The following is an 18591-nucleotide window of genomic DNA, read 5'->3' on the forward strand; positions in this document are numbered from 1 at the left end:
AGGAGCCCCGCAATCAGCGCATGGCGGCCCGCGAACGAAGCAGGGCTGGGGACGACGTCCCCCGCGCGCCATTCACCCCGGGCAGCCGGCCACTCCGGGCACCGCATGCGCGGGAGCCGTGCGTTGCGAAGCGCGCCCGGCGTTCGCAGCGTGTCACGAGTCGACGGCACGAGAGGAAAATGGTGGTGAGCGACCTGGCGGCGCGGACGTGGCGGGCGGTACGGCGGGGCCCGCCGGGGCTGCGGCAGGCGCGCCGCTACCAGCGCCGTTGGCTTCGGACGGACCTGCTCTCCTCGCTCACCATTGGCGCGATGCTCATCCCCCAGGGGCTGGCGTATGCGCAGCTCGTGGGCGTGCGCCCCGCGGCGGGGCTCTACGCGGGCGTGGTGGGGATGCTGGCCTATGCGCTGTTCGGCCCCTCAAGGCACCTCATCATCGGCCCAGAGGCCGGCGCCGCCATCCTCACCGCCGCGGCGCTCGCGCCGATGGCGGCGGGGGAGGACACCGCCCGCTACGCCTCGCTGGCGGCGCTGCTGGCGTTGCTGGTCGGCGCGCTGAGTCTGCTCGGGGGGATGCTCAAGCTGGGCGCGCTCGCGGACTTCCTGTCCAAGCCCATCCTCATCGGCTACATCAACGGCGCGGCGCTCATCATCATCGGCAGCCAGCTCGCGCGGCTCTTCGGCCTGGAGCGCCAGTCCAACACGTTCTCCGGTCAGGTGTTCGAGGTCGCCGCCAACCTCCACCGGACCCACGTCCCCACGCTCCTGCTGGGGCTGGGCGTCATCACCGCGCTCGTGCTGCTACGGCGGCTGCTCCCCAAGGCGCCCGGTCCGCTCATCCTGGTGGCCCTCACCACGGCGGCGGGGGCGCTGTTCCAGCTGGAGCACGGGGGCATCAAGGTCGTGGGCCCACTCTCCGCGGAGCCCCCCACGCCAGGCCTGCCATCCCTGCGCTTCGAGGACGTGCGGGCGCTGCTCCCCGCCGCCTTCAGCCTGGCGCTCGTCAACTACGCCGGCTCCGTGCTGACGGGCCGTCTCTACGCGGACAGGTTCCGATACAAGCTGGACAGCAACCAGGAGTTCCTCGGACAGGCGGCCGCCAACCTCGCCAACGCGTTCAGCCAGGGGTTCCCCGTGACGGGGAGCGACTCGCGCACGGCCGTCAACGTCACCATGGGGGGGCGGACCCAGCTGGTGGGGGTGCTCGCCGCCGGGGTGGTGCTGGTGTTCGCCCTGTTCCTCACGCCCCTGCTGCGCGACCTGCCCATGGTGACGCTGGGCGCCATCGTCTTCGTGGCCGCGGTGTACCTGCTGCAGGTGCGCGCCATCGTCGACCTGTGGCGCGTGCGGCACGTGGAGGCGGTGCTCGCGTGTGTGACCATGTTGGGGGTGCTGGTGCTGGGCATCCTCCAAGGCATCCTCGTCGCGGTGGCGCTGGCGCTGGCGGACCTCATCCGCCGCGCCGCCAGGCCCCACGACGCGGTGCTGGGCGAGCGCGAGGGCGTGCCCGGCTACCATGACATCGAGCGGTCCGAGAACTCCGAGACGGTGCCCGGGCTCGTCATCTACCGCTTCGACGCGCCGCTGTTCTTCGCCAACGCACGCCACCTGCGGGAGCAGGCCCGGGCCCTGGTCGCCAGCGCGGAGACGCCCGTGCGGTGGTTCGTCATTGATACCTCCGCCGTGTTCGACATGGACGTCACCGCGGCGGAGGGGCTGGAGAAGCTGCGCCGCGAATTCGAGGAGGCGGACGTGGTGCTGGGCATCGCCGAGGCCCGGGCGCCGCTGCGCGCGCTGCTGCGGCGCACCGGCCTGCTGGAGCGGCTGGGCCCGGAGAACATGCACCCCACCGTGGGCGTGGCGGTGCGCCGCTTCCTCATGGACGCCAGCGCCAGGCCCCCCCTCGCCGGAGAACCTCCTGCGCCCCCTCACCTGCATTGAGCGGGGGCTCGAGCGCCCTCGCGAGGGGACCGGCTGGCGCCCCGCCCTCCAGGACCATGCGCCCGTGGCCCCACGTGCGCACCTCCTGTCCAGGAGGCAACACATGGCGAGCAAAGCGAAAACCACGGGCAATGGAAACGGCAACGGCAAGCAGAAGCAGCGCAAGCCCAACATCCTGGTCATCTGGGGAGATGACATCGGCGTCTGGAACGTCAGCGCCTACAACCAGGGGATGATGGGGTACCGCACGCCCAACCTCGACCGCATCGCGAAGGAAGGCGCGATGATGACGGACTGCTACGGCCAGCAGAGCTGCACCGCGGGCCGGGCGGCCTTCATCACCGGCATGAACCCGCTCCGCACGGGGCTCACCACCATCGGCATGCCCGGGGCGAAGTATGGGCTCCAGGACTCCGACCCCACCATCGCGGAGCTACTCAAGCCGCTGGGCTACACCTGCGGCCACTTCGGCAAGAACCACGTGGGCGACTCCAACCCCTACCTGCCCACGGTGCACGGCTTCGACGAGTTCTTCGGCAACCTCTACCACCTCAACGCGGAGAACGAGCCGGAGTGCCCGGACTACCCCAAGGACCCGGCCTTCAAGGAGCGCTTCGGGCCGCGCGGCGTGCTCCACACCTGGGCCACGGACCGCGACGACCCCACCGAGGACAAGCGCTGGGGCGTGGTGGGCAAGCAGCGCATCGAGGACACCGGCGCGCTCACCCGAAAGCGCATGGAGACCGTGGACGAGGAGTTCCTGAAGGGGACGCTGGACTTCATGGAGCGCGCCGTGAAGGACGGCAAGCCGTTCTTCCTCTGGCACAACACCACGCGCACCCACGTCTGGACCTACCTCCAGGAGAAGTACCGGAACGCCACGGGCCACGGCCTCTACGCGGACGCCATGCGGGAGCTGGACGACATCGTCGGCGCGCTGCTGGCCAAGCTGGACGAGCTGGGCATCGCGGACAACACGCTGGTGGTCTTCTCCACCGACAACGGCGTGGAGAAGATGGGCTGGCCGGATGGCGGCAACAGCCCGTTCCGGGGCGAGAAGGGCTCCACCTGGGAGGGCGGCGTGCGCGTGCCCTGCCTGGTGCGCTGGCCGGGCGTGGTGGAGCCCGGGCGCGTCATCAACGACATCTTCGCGCACGAGGACTGGATGCCCACGCTGGTCGCCGCGGCGGGCGGACCCACGGACCTCGTGGAGCAGTGCCAGCGCGGCTACAAGGCGGGCGACAAGACCTTCAAGGTCTACCTGGATGGGTATGACCAGACCGGGCTGCTCGCGGGCAAGGAGGAGGGCCGCCGGCGCGAGTTCATCTACGTGCTCGACAGCGGGAACCTCGCGGCCGTCCGGTACGACGACTGGAAGCTCATCTTCAGCTACCAGGACGGCGAAGGCCCGGACATGTGGTTCAGCGGCAAGCGCTTCAACCCGGCCTGGCCCTACCTCATCAACCTGCGCTCGGACCCGTTCGAGTACGGCCCGAGGTCCGGCCTGTACCTGAAGTGGTACGGCGAGCGCATGTTCACCTTCGTGCCCGCGCAGGCGCTGGTCCAGAGGTTCGCGCAGAGCCTGCTCGACTTCCCCCCCAGCCAGGCCCCGGGCAGCCTGAGCATCGGCCCTATCAAGGAGCGCGTGAAGCGCCAGCTGGCGGAGGCGCACGAGCGCAAGGAGGAGACCAGCATCGCCGACCAGGTCATGGCGCTGGCCGAAGAGGTGGAGCATTTCGTCCGCCGCGCCCAGCAGTCGCACGCGTAGTTGCCCGCGGCGCCGGGCGGCTGAAGGAGCGCCGCCGCCCGTGCGCGTCCGGCGACCGCCGGCGCTACGCGCTCCCGGAAGCCGACGGCTCGGCGGCGTCGCGGTCCACGGTGACGCGCGGTGGCACCACCAAGGTCGCGAACACCAGCCCCAGCACCAGTTGGAGCGCCACCAGCAGCACGTTGAACGGCCGGGCATCCTCCGTACCCGGGCGCCCCATGCCCAGCAACGCGATGACGGCCTGCGTGCCCATGAAGCCCGGCGCGAGCTGCAACAGGCCGGGCATGATGACCGTCATGGGCATCCGCTGCCCGCCCCGGCCATAGAGTAGACCCGCCACGCCCAGCACGAACGCGGCCACCATCGGGCTCCCCTGCTCCCCCAGCACCACCTTCATCCCGGCCTGCGTCCCATAGGCGAGCAGCACCCCGCCGACAATCCCCACCAGGTCGCGCGGCCGGCCCGCCATGCAGACGGCCAGCGCCACGCCGCCGACGGCCAGCAGTAAGAAGGTGACCAGCGGGGGCAGGACGTGCGCGTCGCTGTGGACGGGGAGCGGCCAGACAAAACGCCACAACGTCGTGGCCGCCATGATGCCCACGCCAAGCATCAGGAAGCGCAGCAGGCCATAGACCAGGCGCGTCATGCCTGCCTCCACGGACTCCGTCGCCAGCTCCAACGAGCCGAGCGTCACCACCATCGCGGGCACCAGCAGCACCGCCCCGCCAAACAACGCCTGGACCACATCAAAGGGCGGCAGGACGAACCGGAGCCCGAACGCCACCAGCGTCCCCAGGAACGCCGCGAGGAAGCTCTTCTGCAGGTCCACCCGCTGCGAGCGCAACGTCCCGAAGTGGATGACGCCCGCGAGGCCTCCCACGAGGAGGGCCGCGAACATCTCCCACCACCCGCCCCCCACGCGCGCCGCGACGGCCGCGCCATACACGCCGTAGGCCAAGAGCACGAGCCACTTCGGGAAGGGCGAGCGCTGGGCCACGATGCGCTCCAAGCGCGCACGGGCCTCCGGGAGCGCCACGCCGCCCGCCGCGATGTCGTCCGTCAACTGGAGGAGCGCCGCCGCGCGGCCCAGATTCCAGTGCGGGTTGAAGGGCAGCCGCGTGAAGCCCGCGGGCGCCCGTCGCGGGGCCACCACCTGCGTCATGGCCAGGCTCTGGACCGTGAAGACCTCTGTCTTCAGCCCCCAGGCCGTCGCCACCCGGCGCACGCGCGCCTCCACCAGGAGCGAGGGTTGATAGGCCAGGTGCAGTGCCCTGGCCAGGTCCAGCAGGAAGCGGGACGCCGCCGCTTCATCCCCTCCCGTTCCCAGTCCGTGCGGCTCGCGTTCCATTGAAGATGCGCCTCCAATCCCGCTGCATGCTGACCACGGCCCAGCCGCCCTCGCGCGCGGCCTTCAGTGACGCCCCGTCCTTCTCCTCGTAGGCGAACTCGCGCGCCGCGTCGTCGTGGTGGATGAGCAAGGCGAAGCCCGGGCGCGGGCGCCTGCGCGTGTACTGGAGCATCTGGATGTCGCCGCCGGAGCGCACGTTGCCCGCCGCGAAGACCGGCCGCCGGCCGATGTGCTCGTCGATGCCCACCGGCTTGCCCGCCTTGTCATTGACGTGGGCCACGCGCGCCTCACGGCGCAGCACCGAGGGAGCGTGCCCGCCGTCGAACGTCTTCTTCAGGTGGCTGCCGATGACCTGCTGGGGCGGGATGCCGTAGGTGTCCTCGGAGATGACGCGGATGAAGTCAATGCCTCCCCCCGAGGAGATCCACGTCTGGAAGCCGTTCGCGCGCAGGAACCGGAGCAACTCCAGCATGGGGACGTAGGCGAGCTGGTTGTACGGAACGCTCCACCTGGGGTGGCGGGCATGCTGGAAGAAGGTGCGGACCTCGCGGATGAACACCTCTTCCGTCATGCCGGCGTGAGTCTCCCCCAGCAACTTCATCAACTTGGACTTGTCCATGTTGGAGAGGCCGGAGAGGTCTCCCTCCAGCACGGCCTTGAACGGCTGTCGCTTCGCGAGCGACGGGGCCTGCTTCACGCGAGCACGGAGCGGCTTCAGCATGAAGGCGCCCTGCACGAGCGGCTGCTCCGGCCAGAGCGTGCCGTCATTGTCGAAGGTGGCGATGCGCGCCTCGGGCGGGATGAAGCCGGCGTCCCCCTCCGTGGTGGAGCGGGTGACGAAGTCGAGGATGGCCTGCTTCACGGGCCCTTCGTTCCACGACGGCAGCGCGTCCGCGGCCAGCGCCTGGAGCGGCATCGCCATCAAGCGCGAGAGCGCGCTGAACAGCCCGCCCCCTTCATTCCGTGCGCCCCGTACCATGTCCGCCTCCTGGCGCGCCCTCGCACCGGCGCTGGCTCTGGGGACGGTGAGGCTGGCATCAGCGCTTTACAACGCCGCATCGGAGGCGCGAGAAGAGGGCCTGCTGAGCCCGGCCGCCGGTCCAGGCAATCCGGAGCGCCCCTGGGTGGGCATTCACCGGGCACGCGCCCCGCTCGCGGAGTCCTCCCACTCCGCGGGGTGAGGCTACGGACCCGCCCCCGCGCACGGCGATGCGCCTGCCCTGATGCGCTGCGCAAGGTCCGCAACCGCGCAATCGGCGGGCGGGAATCGCGATTTTTCTGCCGCGTGTCGATCCTCGCCGGGTTTATTCGTCGCCATTTGGAACGAGGACGCAGCGCCTCCCGAACTGAAAGGAAGCACCGATGCGCGTCATGGTCATTGTGAAGGCGACGAAGAACTCCGAGGCCAGCGTGATGCCCGACGAGAAGCTGCTGACCGAGATGGGCAAGTACAACGAGGAGTTGGTGAAGGCCGGCGTCATGCTGGCCGGTGACGGGCTGCACCCGAGCAACAAGGGCAAGCGCATCCGGTTCGCGGATGGGAAGAAGAGCGTCATCGACGGTCCGTTCGCGGAGACGAAGGAGCTCATCGCCGGCTATTGGATGTGGCAGGTGAAGTCGATGGAAGAGGCCGTGGAGTGGGCGCGCCGCTGCCCGAACCCCATGCCCGGCGAGGAGTCGGAGCTGGAGATTCGCCCCGTCTTCGAGGCCGAGGACTTCGGCGCCGAGTTCACCCCGGAGCTGCGCGCGCAGGAGGACAAGCTGCGCGCCGAGCTGGAGCAGAAGGCGTGAGGCGCGGCGGGATGAGGCCCGGTGCTTCCGCGCCTCCTCGAGTCGTCAGAGCCGAGTGCTAACTCCTGAGGTTTGCTCCCACGGACTCGGGGCACACGCCAGGGGACGGCATGACATTGCGTGGAGCAGTGGCGCTGCTCGTGAGCGTGCTTCTCGCGGGCTGCGCGACGCCGCGATCCGTGCGTCTGGTGTTGCCACGCACGTATGCAGAGGGCCGCTTGAGCCGACTGGATGATGGACGCCGGAATCCCGAGTCGGTTCAAGGCACTACCGCCGCCTGGCGGCGGTGCCCTCTGGGCAGCCTTGAGCCGCCTCGTGCTCCGGCTCATGCTGCAACCGTCGACTCCCCGCGGAGAATCGCCTCAATCTGCGCCCATCATCGGCGGTGACACCCGGCCGCGCACGCTCGTGATGGCCTCCAGTGGTTTCGCGGGCTTCCCGGAGATGCCCATCGACGAGCCAGTCCGTGAAACGCCGTGGAACCATCAAAGTGCGTGCGCGGTAACAGTCTGGAGACGGGACAGGGCGAGCCCATCGTCTACATCCCGCGAAGAACGCGCTGCCGGTCGAAGTGGACGAAAACGCGTTCCGGAAGGTGGTGACCCGGCTCGTGTTGGACATGCGCTTCTCCCTTCGCTAACGGGTCCCGCTCGCCTCGTGGCATGTAGAGTCCCAGCGGGGCGCGCACGACTACGTCGCCTAGTGCTCCCAGCATGACAGCCCTGGGGCGAGGGTCGTGTCTCTATATAAGAGTGTAATGGCGAGGGGGACGAGCGGGATGGAGGGAAGTTCCTCAGTGAAACCAACCGAGCCGCCCTCCTCCTGGCAGAGGAGCCGAGGAGCACCCCGACGTGGACGTTAGCGAGGTTGAAGCCCCCGCGCACGAAGAGGCGCAGGCCGATCTTCGGGCGCTGTTCCACGGAGACAGCATCGGTAGTTCACGCGTGAATTCAAGAACGGCGCGGTGAAGCTGGTGCTGAACGGGGGCAAGGGCATTGCGGAGGTGGCCAGGGACATGGACCTCACGGAGTCTGTCCTGCGTACCTGGGCGGAGCGGACGAAGGAGGCGTGCGGCGAGGGGACACCGGGAGCGCTCCTTCAGGAGGACTTACCTCAAGGCGAGTCAACGCCCAGCAGCCTCCGCGGCCGCTTCCACCCAGGACAACATATTAGCATAGCCATTGTCGCTCACCCAATCGTAGGTCCTGTAGAGAGCAGACAACGGCACATCGCGCCCATTCCGACTAACTGTAAAATAATCGAGAGGGTTCTTCCCTTGCACGCCGACGCCACGCTGTGGATCCTTCACATTGTGAATATCAATCGCAACCAGCCCCTTACCGAGTTCATAGCTGCGCTTGATCTCGTGCCGTACCCAAGGACGTTCGTAGGTCTCTGAACCGAAGAGAACCACCGTCACAGACGTTCCCTTTAGTTGCTCCTCGATCCACTTCTCAATGCCGCCAGCGCGCTTCTTCACCTCCTCGAAATCAGCTTTATCGTAAAAGGGTTGCGCGTCACCTTCTGGGCGCACGACCCAGGAGTTCCGAACCTGCACGACGCGCCTCACATCGCGATCGTAGTGGAAACTGAAAAAGACCTTCCGCGCCATAGAAGCCTCCTTAGAGTTCCCAGCCAATATCTGAGCCTGGGGTGGCCATAAACATAAAACGAACACGTGCAGAACACATTATGAACATCATTAAGGCTGTGGTGCCGTTAGAGCCATGGTCTGCAGGCGGCAGAATCGTCAGGGGACGAGAGGACTGCTGAGGCTTGAGGAAGGCGGTGCCCCCCCCCTACCCAGCAACCGCCGGAACAGGGACGCATAGGCTACGTCGTTCTCTAAGCCCGCATCTTTCGAGCCCCATGGTTCGCGGTCGAAGAGGACGCGAGCGGCGGCCCCGGTGGAGGCCACCGCGAGGGCAATAGCCTGGGGCTGCGCTCTGCGGAACAACTCAAACTCTTCCTCCACGCCCTCCATGCCACCGATGAAAACGCCCGCCTGGAAGCGCTCGTACGAAATCATCTGCTCGCGCATCAGCCGCAGGCTCGCATCCCGGCCGCCACTCACCGGTGTCCAGTTGAGGTGCCGGAATTGGAGCGAACTGGGTGGAATGACGTTCTGGAAGAACTGCGACTGGTAGATGTAGACGCGGTCGGCTGCCCCTAGCCGCTCGGCGGCGAGGTGGATCAGAGGGGAGATGGCTGGATGCCCTCCAAATACGAGCCGGTCCGTTGGAAGCACCACCACGGTGAGCGCGGCGGCCGCCTCCCGGATAGCCAGGATGTTGGCAGTAGATAGGTAGACCGGATCGCGCCCAGGAAGAGGAACACTCGCCGATAGGAAGACCGGCCCCGGCGAGTGTTCTACGGTGTCAACCACTTGAGCACCTCCGTGACGGCCAAAGACTTGATTGGAAGGCTCTTGTTGAGCCACTCTAGGTGTGCTGCCTTCCTCGGCCACATGCCCAACGGGTCGTAGATGAGACACCCGCGGGGAGGGGGCGTACCGCACTTCGAGCACTCATCCTCAATCTGCTGAAGCAGCGTGGTCTCCGGGTGGCCCACGACAGGGAAGACGTGCGTGACGCCCCTGGAGGGATGTTGCACTTCCAGACGCCCCGAGGGTTGAACCACGACGTTCACACCTTGCCCCTCTAACTGCTTGCAAAACTCGGTGATGACCCGGTTTTTTCGGCTCGCCAAGGAGCGAGCGCGGGTGGCCTCGGCGAAAGCTACGACCTCCTCGATTTGGGAGTCTAGGAGCGTCGACCTCGGATCGCTTGGCGTGCCCTGAAAGTCCTTTGACTCCAGGTATACCGGCTCGCACAGCTCCGTCCCAACAGTCCGCTTGTGGGGCGGGGGCCAGATGAGTTGGAGCACGCCCAGACACAGGTTGTGCGCCCGGGCGACCTCCTGCTCGACCCAGGTGCTGGTAAGGGCGGTCGGGCTGTCTAGCAGGATGAGCAAATCCGCGTCACTCATCCGGTCCCACAGCATGGGCTGGAACTCCTTGCCCCGTTCGATGCTGTGCGTGTCCAGGAAGACCTCGAACGAGCGCGCCTCCAATGCCTGGTAGATCTGCAGCGCCACGCTGCGGGCCTCATCTCGCTTGTAGCTAATAAAGACGAGCCGACGCGAACGCATCAGCCCCAGTTCCTGCATGAGACAGGCAGCGGCGTGGTGAAGATCGGGGTCCGTCGAGCTCAGTTCCATTCCATTGATGGGGGCCAGCGCCGAGGGCACCTGCGTGCCAAAGCCCACCAGACTCGGGACCACGGGGAGCACGAAGCGTCCCTCCGCACGGAGCTTCTCCACGATCTGTGTGGACTCTACGCGCTGGTGCGGCCCACCGAAGTACACGGCGGCCACGGGAAGGAACAAATCTCTTGCAGTGTGGAAGTTTGTCTCGTCCAGCACCCGGAGCGTGGTCGCCGGAGCCAGCCCCAGCGCCGTCATCTGGCGCTCAAGGGTGGCCCGTAGCCTAGCCGATTGACCACCTCCGGGGACGTACTGCCGCTCCGGCTCGAGCAGCACCACCTGATAGCAGGGCACTGCCCCCATAGATCCCACCATGCCTCAGCCCAGCCAGTCCCGCAGCGCCCGGGCGATGGCGTTGGGCTCGAACGTGACCTCCCTCTCGGCTCGGATCTCCCGGGGCAAGCCGCCCAGCGTCCCGGGGATACGGATCGGTATAATGATCTTGTGGAGCGATTGCGCCACTGAGACCTCATAGTCAATCCACTTGCGGCTGTGGCTCGTGTCCCCCACGAGCACGAGGACGGCGGCGGCTCCCTGGATGAGAGGCCGCAGGTGGTTGCGAATCTCCTGCTCGCCGTGCTGCCGGACATCGGCGCGCTCACTAGTTACAACAACGTTGGATCCCAGCCGTTGCCCTTCAATCCAGCTCGCGACCCTGTCCTTGTAGGCTTTCTCCTCGTAAACGTAGCTGATGAAGACAGAATGCGGCATCGTCGGTTTCCCCCGTGAGGATTCACACTTCACGGACAGTGTACCTGAACGTCTGCATCCGAGGAAGCCGCCATGTCGACGGAATTCATCACCAAGCGCGCGGAGATCCTCCAGGGCATCATCACTCGGATGGCGCAGAACTCCTTCACCATCAAGGGGTGGGCGGTCACAGTCGTCGCGGCATTGCTTGCCTTCGCCAACAAGGCCACCGAGCGGCACTTCGCGATCCTAGCATTCTACCCATCGGTGGCCTTCTGGGGACTGGATGCCTACTACCTCATGCTGGAGCGTCAATTTCGGGCGCTCTCCTTGCAGCACGTAACTTCTGGAGAGGAACTCAACGTCAACTTACCCCCTCAGAGGGGGTGGAGCATGCTCGGGGACTATTCCAGCGCCATGTTCGCGCCGACGGTGGTGCCGCTCTACGCCGTTTCGCTGCTCGTCACGTGGCTACTGGTGTGCACCTGATTTCCTCAATGGGTGAGGGGCCCCTGCGGAATAGGCGCAAGCCCAACGCTGCCCGGCTTCGCCAGCGCGGCCCTGGCCGCCGAGACTCAGGCGGGCTTCCGGCTGTCCGCGGCGATGGCAGGGGGCGTGCGCTCCATCTCCGTGGCGGAGGGCGTCATGACTGTGGGCCTCGCGCCCAACGCGGTTGCCATGACCGCTCGCGGGCCCGGCGATGCAGACGCACCCTCATCTTCGGACGGCGTCCCCACGAAGCTCCTTGAGAATCAACAACCCCACCTATTGGACAAGGAGCAGAAAATCGCACGGTTGGTAGGCGTTCGCCCCGTCCGAGTCACAGACCCCGACTTTCTACGGTATGTGAACAACGGTTCCATCAAGTGGGTGGTGACTGCGGAGGGGGAGTTGCTGATTGTCCCGCACACATGGCGAGCAACCGAGATCTCGCACGCGGTCGCCAGCGGAGGACGCCCAGTGCTCGCAGCAGGCGAAGCTGAAATCGCCGCCCATGGCACGCTGCGCATGGGGGTGGCGATCAAGCCGCACAGTGGCCACTACCTCTTCGAAGCCCCTGCAGCCATAAGCGCCAGGGCGCTGGAAATCGGCAGACGGGCCTTCTCTCAAGCCGGTATCGTGTTCCCCTAGAGACCTGCCCAATGAACCCGACTCGTGACATTTTTGATGAGGCCCTGGAGTGGCCCCTCTCGAAAATGAATGCATGGCTCGACCAGCTCACCCTGGGTGGGGCCGTAGAGGGCAAGCCCTTCAACTGGGAGGTCTTCGCGTTCACCATCGCAATCAGAGCGCGCGAAGAAAGAAGCCCTGACTGGGCCCACGTTGCCCTTCGCATCTACGATGCCCTCGTGAAGCGGCCTCCTACAGGTGCCGATGCCCACACATTCTGGATATCGGCAATGAGCCTCCGCGCATGGATGATTGCCGAGCTTGGCGAACGCGAAGGTGACCCCGTCCTCGATTCGGAGCCCATCGTCGCGTGGATCCAGCGCCTCACGACGATGTCGCTGGAGGAAGCGTCACGATGGATGGCGCTGGCGCAGGAAGACTTCCGCGCCATCCCCATCGAGAAGCTCCTCGTCATGCGCAGGATCAAGCACGGGCTCAACACCCTGGCCCACGCCCTTCACAAGACGCAGGTGGAGCGGAAGCACCCTGAACTCGTCCCATGGCTCCAGTTCAGGACCCGCCTGCCCTGACGCGGCGCCCTACCTCAGCCCGCCAGGCGCCTGCGTTACATAATTCAGGAAGTCGCGCAGGATCCGCGCCGTCGCCCCCCAGATGACGTGCGTCCCATACGTGTAGAAGTACAGGTCCCGCTCCGCCCCCAGGAGTTCCTTCCGCTCCACGCGGAGGATGGACGGGTCCAAGAGGCCCGACAGCGGCACCTCCAGAATGAAGGCCACCTCCTCGGGGCTCGGCCGGTACTTCCCGTCCCCGGGAATCACCCCCACGAAGGGTCGCACCCGGTACTGCGAAATCGTGGGCACCTCATCCAGCATGCCCAGCACCCGCACGCCGCGTCGGTCGATGCCCAGCTCCTCCTCCGTCTCCCGCAGCGCCGTGTGCAGGGGCGTGGCGTCCTCCGGGTCCCTGCCTCCCCCCGGGAAGCTGTACTGGTCCGCGTGCGTCCGCAGCGTCGCGGGCCTGCGCGTGAAGAGCACGTGCGGCACGCCGTCCCGCTCGAACACCGGCACCAGCACCGAGGCCTCCCGCAAGGTCCACCCCGGCAGGTGCACCTCACGCGCCGGCCGCGAGGACAGCCGTGACTCCAGTGTCTGGAACAGCGCGTCCACACTCACGGCCCACGTCCTCTCACGCTAGTCGGTGAGCTGCTTCTCCACCGGCGGCGTCCCCGGCTCACCCGGAACCTCCACGTTCTCCGCGCCCGACATCGGACGCAGCTTCCCCGTCTGGAGCAGCGCCAGCAGCAGCACGCCCAGCGCCACGCGGTACACCACGAACACCAGCGTCGTCCGCGTGCGCAGGAAGCGCAGCAGCCACGCGATGGCCGCCATGCCCGACACGAAGGCCACCAGCGTCCCCACCCACAGGGCCATGGCGGATGGCCGCGTCTGCGCCTCCAGCAGGTGCTTGAGCTCGAAGACGCCCGCCAGCGTGGTGGCCGGAATGGACAGCAGGAACGAGTAGCGCGCCGCGTCCTCGCGCTTGAGGCCCAGCGACAGGCCGCCCGTCAGCGTCGTGCCAGAGCGGGACGCGCCCGGAATCAGCGCCAGCGCCTGCCACATGCCAATGAGGATGCCATCCTTCCACCGCATGTCCGCCAGCGTCCGCTGGTGCGAGGCCCGCTTCTCCACGATGAAGAGGATGAGGGCGAGCACGATGAGGCTCCCCGAAATCACGTAGAGCGAGCGGAACTCGTTCTCGATGAACTTCTTCAGCGTCAGCCCGGCGATGCCCACGGGCAGCGTGCCCACCAGGACGAACCACGCCAGCCGCGCCTCCAGCGTGCCGAAGGGCTCGCGCCGCGCCAGCCCCCGGAAGAAGGCCGCCACCAGCGACACGATGTCCTTGCGGAAGTAGATGAGCACGGCCGCCACCGTGCCCAACTGGATGACCGCCGAGTACGCCGCGCCCGGGTCCCTCCAGCCGAACAGCTCCGGCGCGATGCGCAGGTGCGCCGTGGAGCTGATGGGGAGGAACTCCGTGAGACCCTGGACCAGACCCAGGACAATGGCTTCGAGGAGGCTCATAGGGTGCGGCTCCCGGATGTATGCCCGCTCTCCCCGCCCAGCAAGGGTGTTCCACCGCCTCTGTACGCACGAACACCCACGGCCCGCGCGGGACGGGTAGGCTCGGACCGCACCATGCCCCCTGCCCCCCTCTGTCCCTGCTCCTCCGGCCTGCGCTACCGCGAGTGCTGCGCGCCCTTCCACCGCGGCGAGGCCGAGCCGCCCGACGCCGAGCGCCTCATGCGCAGCCGCTACAGCGCCTTCGCCCTGCGCGAGGTGGACTGGCTATGGAAGACGCTGCACCCCAGCCACCCCGACCGCGCGCGCCCCCAGGACGAGGTCCTGCGCGAGCTGCGCGCCTTCGCCCAGGCGCACCAGTACCCGAAGCTGGTGGTGATGGACCGCCGGGCACCGGACGGGGACGGGCTGGCGCAGGTGCTCTTCTTCGCCAAGGTGTTCGAGAAGGGAAAGGACCGCTCCTTCGTGGAGCGCTCCGACTTCCGCCATGACGGCGCCGGCTGGCGCTACCTGTCCGGCACGGCGCTGGCGCCCAAGGCGCTCTCCGTCCCACCCGAGTCCCTCACGCTCGCCACGTTCCCTCGCCAGGTGGGCGTCTGAAAGTGGATGGAGCAGGCTGTCCGCCCGCCCTGGGAGGCGGCAGTCTCCCGTTGAAATGAAGGGGCCCTTTTCGTAGGTTCCCCGCTGACTTCGAGGAGCGCTGCGAGGCCGGAACCGGCCCCAGGCTCGAAGCGGAATCACCCAACGGCGCTCACCTGTCCGCGTCTCTTGCGAGGGTGAGTCGTCGCAGCATCCACACCGACCATTCCCGAGCCCGGGGCGCCGCGCCCGCTGGACCAGGAGCCATTGCCATGACCGCCGCAACCAAGTCCCAGAAGCAGGATTACGCCATCGCCGACCTGTCGCTCGCCGACTGGGGCCGCAAGGAAATCCGCATCGCCGAGAGCGAAATGCCCGCGCTCATGGCCATCCGCGAGGAATACGCCAAGACGCAGCCGCTCAAGGGCGCGCGCGTGACGGGCTCGCTGCACATGACCATCCAGACGGCCGTGCTGGTGGAGACGCTCCAGGCGCTGGGCGCCGAGGTCCGCTGGGCGTCGTGCAACATCTACTCCACGCAGGACCACGCCGCCGCCGCGCTGGTGAAGGTCGGCACGCCCGTGTTCGCGCACAAGGGCGAGTCCCTCAAGGAGTACTGGGACTTCACCCACCGCATCTTCGACTTCGGCCCCGCGGGCAGCGAGCACGAAGGTCCGAACATGATTCTGGACGACGGCGGTGACGCCACGCTGCTCATGCACCTGGGCAAGCGCGCGGAGAAGGACGCCAGCGTCCTGGCCAACCCCCAGAGCGAGGAAGAGCGCGAGCTGTACGCCGCCATCAAGGCGAAGCTGGCCGAGGACGGCACCTGGTACACGCGCAAGAGCGCGAAGATTCTGGGCGTCACCGAGGAGACGACCACGGGCGTGCACCGCCTCCAGGAGATGTCCGCCAAGGGCACGCTCCTGTTCCGCGCCATCAACGTCAACGACAGCGTGACGAAGAGCAAGTTCGACAACCTGTACGGCTGCCGTGAGTCGCTGGTGGACGGCATCAAGCGCGCCACGGACGTGATGGTCGCCGGAAAAATCGCCGTCGTCGCGGGCTACGGCGACGTGGGCAAGGGCTCCGCGCAGGCGCTGCGCGCGCTGTCCGCCCAGGTGTGGGTGACGGAGATCGACCCCATCTGCGCGCTCCAGGCGGCCATGGAAGGCTACCGCGTCGTCACCATGGACTACGCCGCGGACAAGGCGGACATCTTCGTGACGGCCACCGGCAACAAGGGCGTCATCACGCACGACCACATGGCGAAGATGAAGGACCAGGCCATCGTCTGCAACATCGGCCACTTCGACAACGAAATCGAGGTCGCCGCCCTGGAGAAGTACCAGTGGGAGGAGATCAAGCCGCAGGTCGACCACGTCATCTTCCCGGACAACAAGCGCATCATCCTGCTGGCCAAGGGCCGGCTGGTGAACCTGGGCTGCGGCACCGGCCACCCCAGCTACGTGATGTCCAGCTCGTTCGCGAACCAGACCATTGCGCAGATTGAGCTGTACTCGCAGAGCGCCAACTACGAGGTCGGCAAGGTGTACGTGCTGCCCAAGCACCTGGACGAGAAGGTCGCTCGCCTCCAGCTCAAGAAGCTCAACGCGCAGCTCACCGAGCTGAGCCAGGAGCAGGCCGACTACATCGGCGTGAAGACCTCCGGCCCGTACAAGCCGGACACCTACCGCTACTAAGCGGTCCGCTGTCGCCCTCGCCCGCCTGTCCCGGGGCGAGGGCCCGCCCTGCCGGAGCCTTGAAGCACCACGGGCCGCCTCCCTCCCTGGGAAGCGGCCCGTGTGCTTGCGGGCCCTCACGCGCCGGCGAGGCGGCGTGAGGCCCGAATCGAAGCGCCCTGACTCAGACGGCCTTCAGGCGGCGGCCACCCGAGGGCGTGGCGCCCTTGGCGGCATCCCGCAGCGCGTCCTTCTTCTCCTCGATGCGCTCCCAGGAGAACTCCTTCTCCGTACGGCCGAAGTGCCCGTAGGCGGCGGTCTTCTGGTAGATGGGCCGCAGCAGATTCAGGTACTCGGTGATTTCGCGCGGGCGCAGGCCGAACGTCTTGCGGACGGCCAGGGCGATGCGCTCCTCCGGGACCGTGGCGGTGCCGAAGGTCTCCACCATGACGCTGACGGGCTCGGCCACGCCGATGGCGTAGGACACCTGCACCTCGCAGCGCCGGGCCAAGCCCGCGGCCACCACCGTCTTGGCGATGTGCCGGCCCATGTACGCGGCCGAGCGGTCCACCTTGGACGGGTCCTTGCCGCTGAACGCGCCGCCACCGTGACGGCCCATGCCGCCGTAGGTGTCCACGATGATCTTCCGGCCCGTCAGGCCGGAGTCACCCATGGGGCCACCCACCACGAAGCGGCCGGTGGGGTTGATGAAGAACTTCGTCTTGTTGTCGATGAGCTTCTTGGGCAGCGCCTTCGCGATGACGTCCTCGCGGATGGCCTCCTGGATCTTCTTGTTGGAGACCTCATCGGAGTGCTGCGTGGACACCACCACCGCGTCGATGCGGACGGGGCGGCCGTCGCGGTACTCCACCGTCACCTGGCTCTTGCCGTCCGGGCGAATCCACGGGTGCTGCTTGCGACGCGCGTCCGCCAGGCGGCGGGTGATGGCGTGGGCGTAGTGGATGGGGGCCGGCATCAGCTCCGGCGTCTCGTCGCACGCGAAGCCGAACATCATGCCCTGGTCGCCGGCGCCCTGGTCCTTCTTGTTGTCGACACCCCGGGCGATGTCCTGGCTCTGGCCTTCGATGGCCACCATGACGCCGCAGGTGTTGCCGTCGTAGCCCATGGCGCTGTCGGTGTACCCGATGCGGCAGATGGTGCCGCGGACGATCTTCGGGATGTCCACGTAACAGTTCGTCGTCACCTCACCCGCGACGATGGCGAGGCCCGTCTTGACGAGCGTCTCCACTGCGACGCGCGCTTGAGGGTCCTTGGCGATGATGGCATCCAGCACACCGTCGGAGATCTGATCGGCGATCTTGTCCGGGTGGCCTTCAGTGACGGATTCAGACGTGAACAGGAAGTCGGTAGGCATGTCGTCTCAGAGGCTGCGCTGACAGTGCGCGAAAGCCGGACACTAAACGTGGCGTCCTAGAGGAGTCAAACGCGCAAGCGGGCCGCATCATTCAACTTTTCGGAATCCGCCAGCACCCGGCGTCCCGGCGGCGACGGCCGCATGGCCGCTCTCCGCCTCCGCATGAATTTCGCGAGGCGCCGGACGTTCCCTTGGGCTAACAGACGTCCGCGCATCCGCTCTGGAGGAACAGCCCGACATGAACGCCCGCTACCGTACCCTCGCCTTCCTGGCCACCTTCGCCGTCGCCCTCCCCGCGCTCGCCGCGAAGCAGGACCCCGTCGCCAAGCCGGTGAAGACCGTGGTGCAGTCCGTGCGCTACGAGCGCGACGCCCTGGCCCTCAAGCACTTCGGCAGCGAGGAGCAGGGCAAGTTCCTGCTCGGCGACAACTGGGCCGAGGGCACCGAGGCGCAGCGCAAGGAGTTCGTCACGCTGTTCCAGGACCTCTTCGCGAACATCGCCTTCCCGCGCGTGCGGGAGAACTTCAAGAACCTGGACACCATCACCTACGAGCCCTCCCAGGTGCAGGGCGCCGAGGCCACGGTGGCCTCCACCGTCTTCATCAAGCACCCGCTGAAGACGCAGGAGATGAAGCTCAAGTACCGGCTGGTGAAGGAGGCCGCCGCCTGGAAGGTCGTGGACGTGACGGTGCTGGGCTCGTCCATGCTCCAGGACATCCGGGACACGCAGGTGAAGCCGCTGATGGCGAAGGGCGGCTGGGACCTCTTGCTGGAGCGCATGCGCGCGGAGCTGGCGAAGGTGAAGAAGAAGTAGCCCGCACCTGCCCGGCGGCCGGGCCACCAGGCTTCCCGGCCGCCCCGCTGTTTTCGCGGGGTCCGCGCATCGCGTAGAGTCACCCCTCCCTTCGTGCCTGGCCGATGACCGACCCCGCCCCCGTGCAG

General features: G+C 67.3%; 18 protein-coding genes, 1 pseudogene and 1 riboswitch. Of the genes and pseudogenes, 10 read left to right on the top strand and 9 right to left on the bottom strand.

Going from position 1 to position 18591, the window contains the following annotated elements; translation table 11 throughout:
* Positions 1–179: 179 nt before the first annotated feature.
* Both HV824_RS22290 and HV824_RS22295 read left to right on the top strand, forming a co-directional pair.
* A complete protein-coding gene (locus tag HV824_RS22290) occupies positions 180–1940 on the top strand; it encodes a SulP family inorganic anion transporter (RefSeq protein WP_176424174.1) in 1761 nt (586 codons plus the stop codon).
* Positions 1941–2043: 103 nt separating this feature from the next.
* Positions 2044–3708, top strand: coding sequence for an arylsulfatase (locus tag HV824_RS22295; protein ID WP_176424175.1), 1665 nt, complete (start codon positions 2044–2046; stop codon positions 3706–3708).
* A 64-nt stretch (positions 3709–3772) separates the two neighbouring features.
* Here HV824_RS22295 and HV824_RS22300 read toward each other — a convergent pair whose 3' ends face one another.
* Positions 3773–5056, bottom strand: coding sequence for a threonine/serine exporter ThrE family protein (locus HV824_RS22300; protein ID WP_176424176.1), 1284 nt, complete (start codon positions 5054–5056; stop codon positions 3773–3775).
* Positions 5016–6035: an HAD family phosphatase gene (locus HV824_RS22305; protein WP_176424177.1), complete on the bottom strand. Its 1020-nt coding sequence runs from the start codon at positions 6033–6035 to the stop codon at positions 5016–5018. The genes HV824_RS22300 and HV824_RS22305 overlap by 41 nt, the downstream gene beginning before the upstream one ends.
* A 383-nt stretch (positions 6036–6418) precedes the next feature.
* On the opposite strand from HV824_RS22305, the gene HV824_RS22310 reads away from it, so the two are divergent.
* Positions 6419–6847 (top strand): YciI family protein, encoded by a 429-nt coding sequence (locus HV824_RS22310; RefSeq protein WP_176424178.1) that lies wholly within the window; start codon positions 6419–6421, stop codon positions 6845–6847.
* 949 nt (positions 6848–7796) lie between these two features.
* A pseudogene (locus tag HV824_RS38245) lies at positions 7797–7922 on the top strand (transposase); the annotation flags it as partial.
* A 48-nt stretch (positions 7923–7970) separates the two neighbouring features.
* On the opposite strand, the gene HV824_RS22320 reads toward HV824_RS38245, so the two are convergent.
* From HV824_RS22320 to HV824_RS22335, 4 genes are all read right to left on the bottom strand, one after another.
* Positions 7971–8459, bottom strand: a complete 489-nt coding sequence (locus HV824_RS22320; protein ID WP_176424179.1) for a TIR domain-containing protein — start codon at positions 8457–8459, stop codon at positions 7971–7973.
* Between the two features lie 138 nt (positions 8460–8597).
* On the bottom strand, positions 8598–9233 hold the full coding sequence (locus tag HV824_RS22325; protein WP_176424180.1) for a hypothetical protein: 636 nt from the start codon (positions 9231–9233) through the stop codon (positions 8598–8600).
* Complete coding sequence (locus tag HV824_RS22330) at positions 9218–10414, bottom strand: toll/interleukin-1 receptor domain-containing protein (protein WP_217917630.1); 1197 nt, start codon at positions 10412–10414, stop codon at positions 9218–9220. Before HV824_RS22330 ends, HV824_RS22325 begins: the two co-directional genes overlap by 16 nt.
* 15 nt (positions 10415–10429) lie before the next feature.
* Entirely contained in the window at positions 10430–10855 is a 426-nt protein-coding gene (locus tag HV824_RS22335; protein ID WP_176424182.1) for a TIR domain-containing protein, read from the bottom strand.
* A gap of 39 nt (positions 10856–10894) precedes the next feature.
* Here HV824_RS22335 and HV824_RS22340 point away from each other — a divergent pair, with 39 nt between their 5' ends.
* The 3 genes from HV824_RS22340 to HV824_RS22350 all read left to right on the top strand — a co-directional run bounded on the left by HV824_RS22340 (position 10895) and on the right by HV824_RS22350 (position 12501).
* Positions 10895–11290 (top strand): hypothetical protein, encoded by a 396-nt coding sequence (locus HV824_RS22340; protein ID WP_176424183.1) that lies wholly within the window; start codon positions 10895–10897, stop codon positions 11288–11290.
* A gap of 126 nt (positions 11291–11416) precedes the next feature.
* Positions 11417–11932 carry a hypothetical protein gene (locus HV824_RS22345; RefSeq protein WP_255208249.1) on the top strand — a complete coding sequence of 172 codons (516 nt, stop codon included), beginning with the start codon at positions 11417–11419 and terminating at the stop codon, positions 11930–11932.
* An 11-nt stretch (positions 11933–11943) separates the two neighbouring features.
* Positions 11944–12501: a hypothetical protein gene (locus HV824_RS22350; RefSeq protein ID WP_176418271.1), complete on the top strand. Its 558-nt coding sequence runs from the start codon at positions 11944–11946 to the stop codon at positions 12499–12501.
* A gap of 9 nt (positions 12502–12510) precedes the next feature.
* On the opposite strand, the gene HV824_RS22355 is transcribed toward HV824_RS22350, so the two are convergent.
* Positions 12511–13104, bottom strand: coding sequence for a CoA pyrophosphatase (locus HV824_RS22355; RefSeq protein ID WP_176424184.1), 594 nt, complete (start codon positions 13102–13104; stop codon positions 12511–12513).
* An 18-nt stretch (positions 13105–13122) separates the two neighbouring features.
* Positions 13123–14016 (bottom strand): undecaprenyl-diphosphate phosphatase, encoded by an 894-nt coding sequence (locus tag HV824_RS22360; RefSeq protein WP_176418269.1) that lies wholly within the window; start codon positions 14014–14016, stop codon positions 13123–13125.
* Positions 14017–14130: 114 nt separating this feature from the next.
* On the opposite strand from HV824_RS22360, the gene HV824_RS22365 reads away from it, so the two are divergent.
* The gene (locus HV824_RS22365; RefSeq protein WP_176418268.1) at positions 14131–14613 is read left to right on the top strand and encodes a YchJ family protein; all 483 of its coding nucleotides are present in this window, start codon (positions 14131–14133) and stop codon (positions 14611–14613) included.
* A gap of 86 nt (positions 14614–14699) precedes the next feature.
* Positions 14700–14773: riboswitch (S-adenosyl-L-homocysteine riboswitch) on the top strand.
* Between the two features lie 91 nt (positions 14774–14864).
* Positions 14865–16295 carry an adenosylhomocysteinase gene (gene ahcY, locus HV824_RS22370; RefSeq protein WP_176418267.1) on the top strand — a complete coding sequence of 477 codons (1431 nt, stop codon included), beginning with the start codon at positions 14865–14867 and terminating at the stop codon, positions 16293–16295.
* Positions 16296–16458: 163 nt separating this feature from the next.
* Here the strand turns inward: ahcY and metK are convergent, their stop codons facing one another.
* Positions 16459–17649 (bottom strand): methionine adenosyltransferase, encoded by a 1191-nt coding sequence (gene metK / locus HV824_RS22375; RefSeq protein ID WP_176418266.1) that lies wholly within the window; start codon positions 17647–17649, stop codon positions 16459–16461.
* 238 nt (positions 17650–17887) lie between these two features.
* On the opposite strand from metK, the gene HV824_RS22380 reads away from it, so the two are divergent.
* Positions 17888–18463 (top strand): ABC transporter substrate-binding protein, encoded by a 576-nt coding sequence (locus HV824_RS22380; protein WP_176418265.1) that lies wholly within the window; start codon positions 17888–17890, stop codon positions 18461–18463.
* Positions 18464–18591 lie beyond the last annotated feature (128 nt).

It is taken from the genome of Myxococcus sp. AM009 (assembly GCF_013372605.1).
Taxonomy (GTDB): Bacteria; Myxococcota; Myxococcia; order Myxococcales; family Myxococcaceae; genus Myxococcus; species Myxococcus vastator.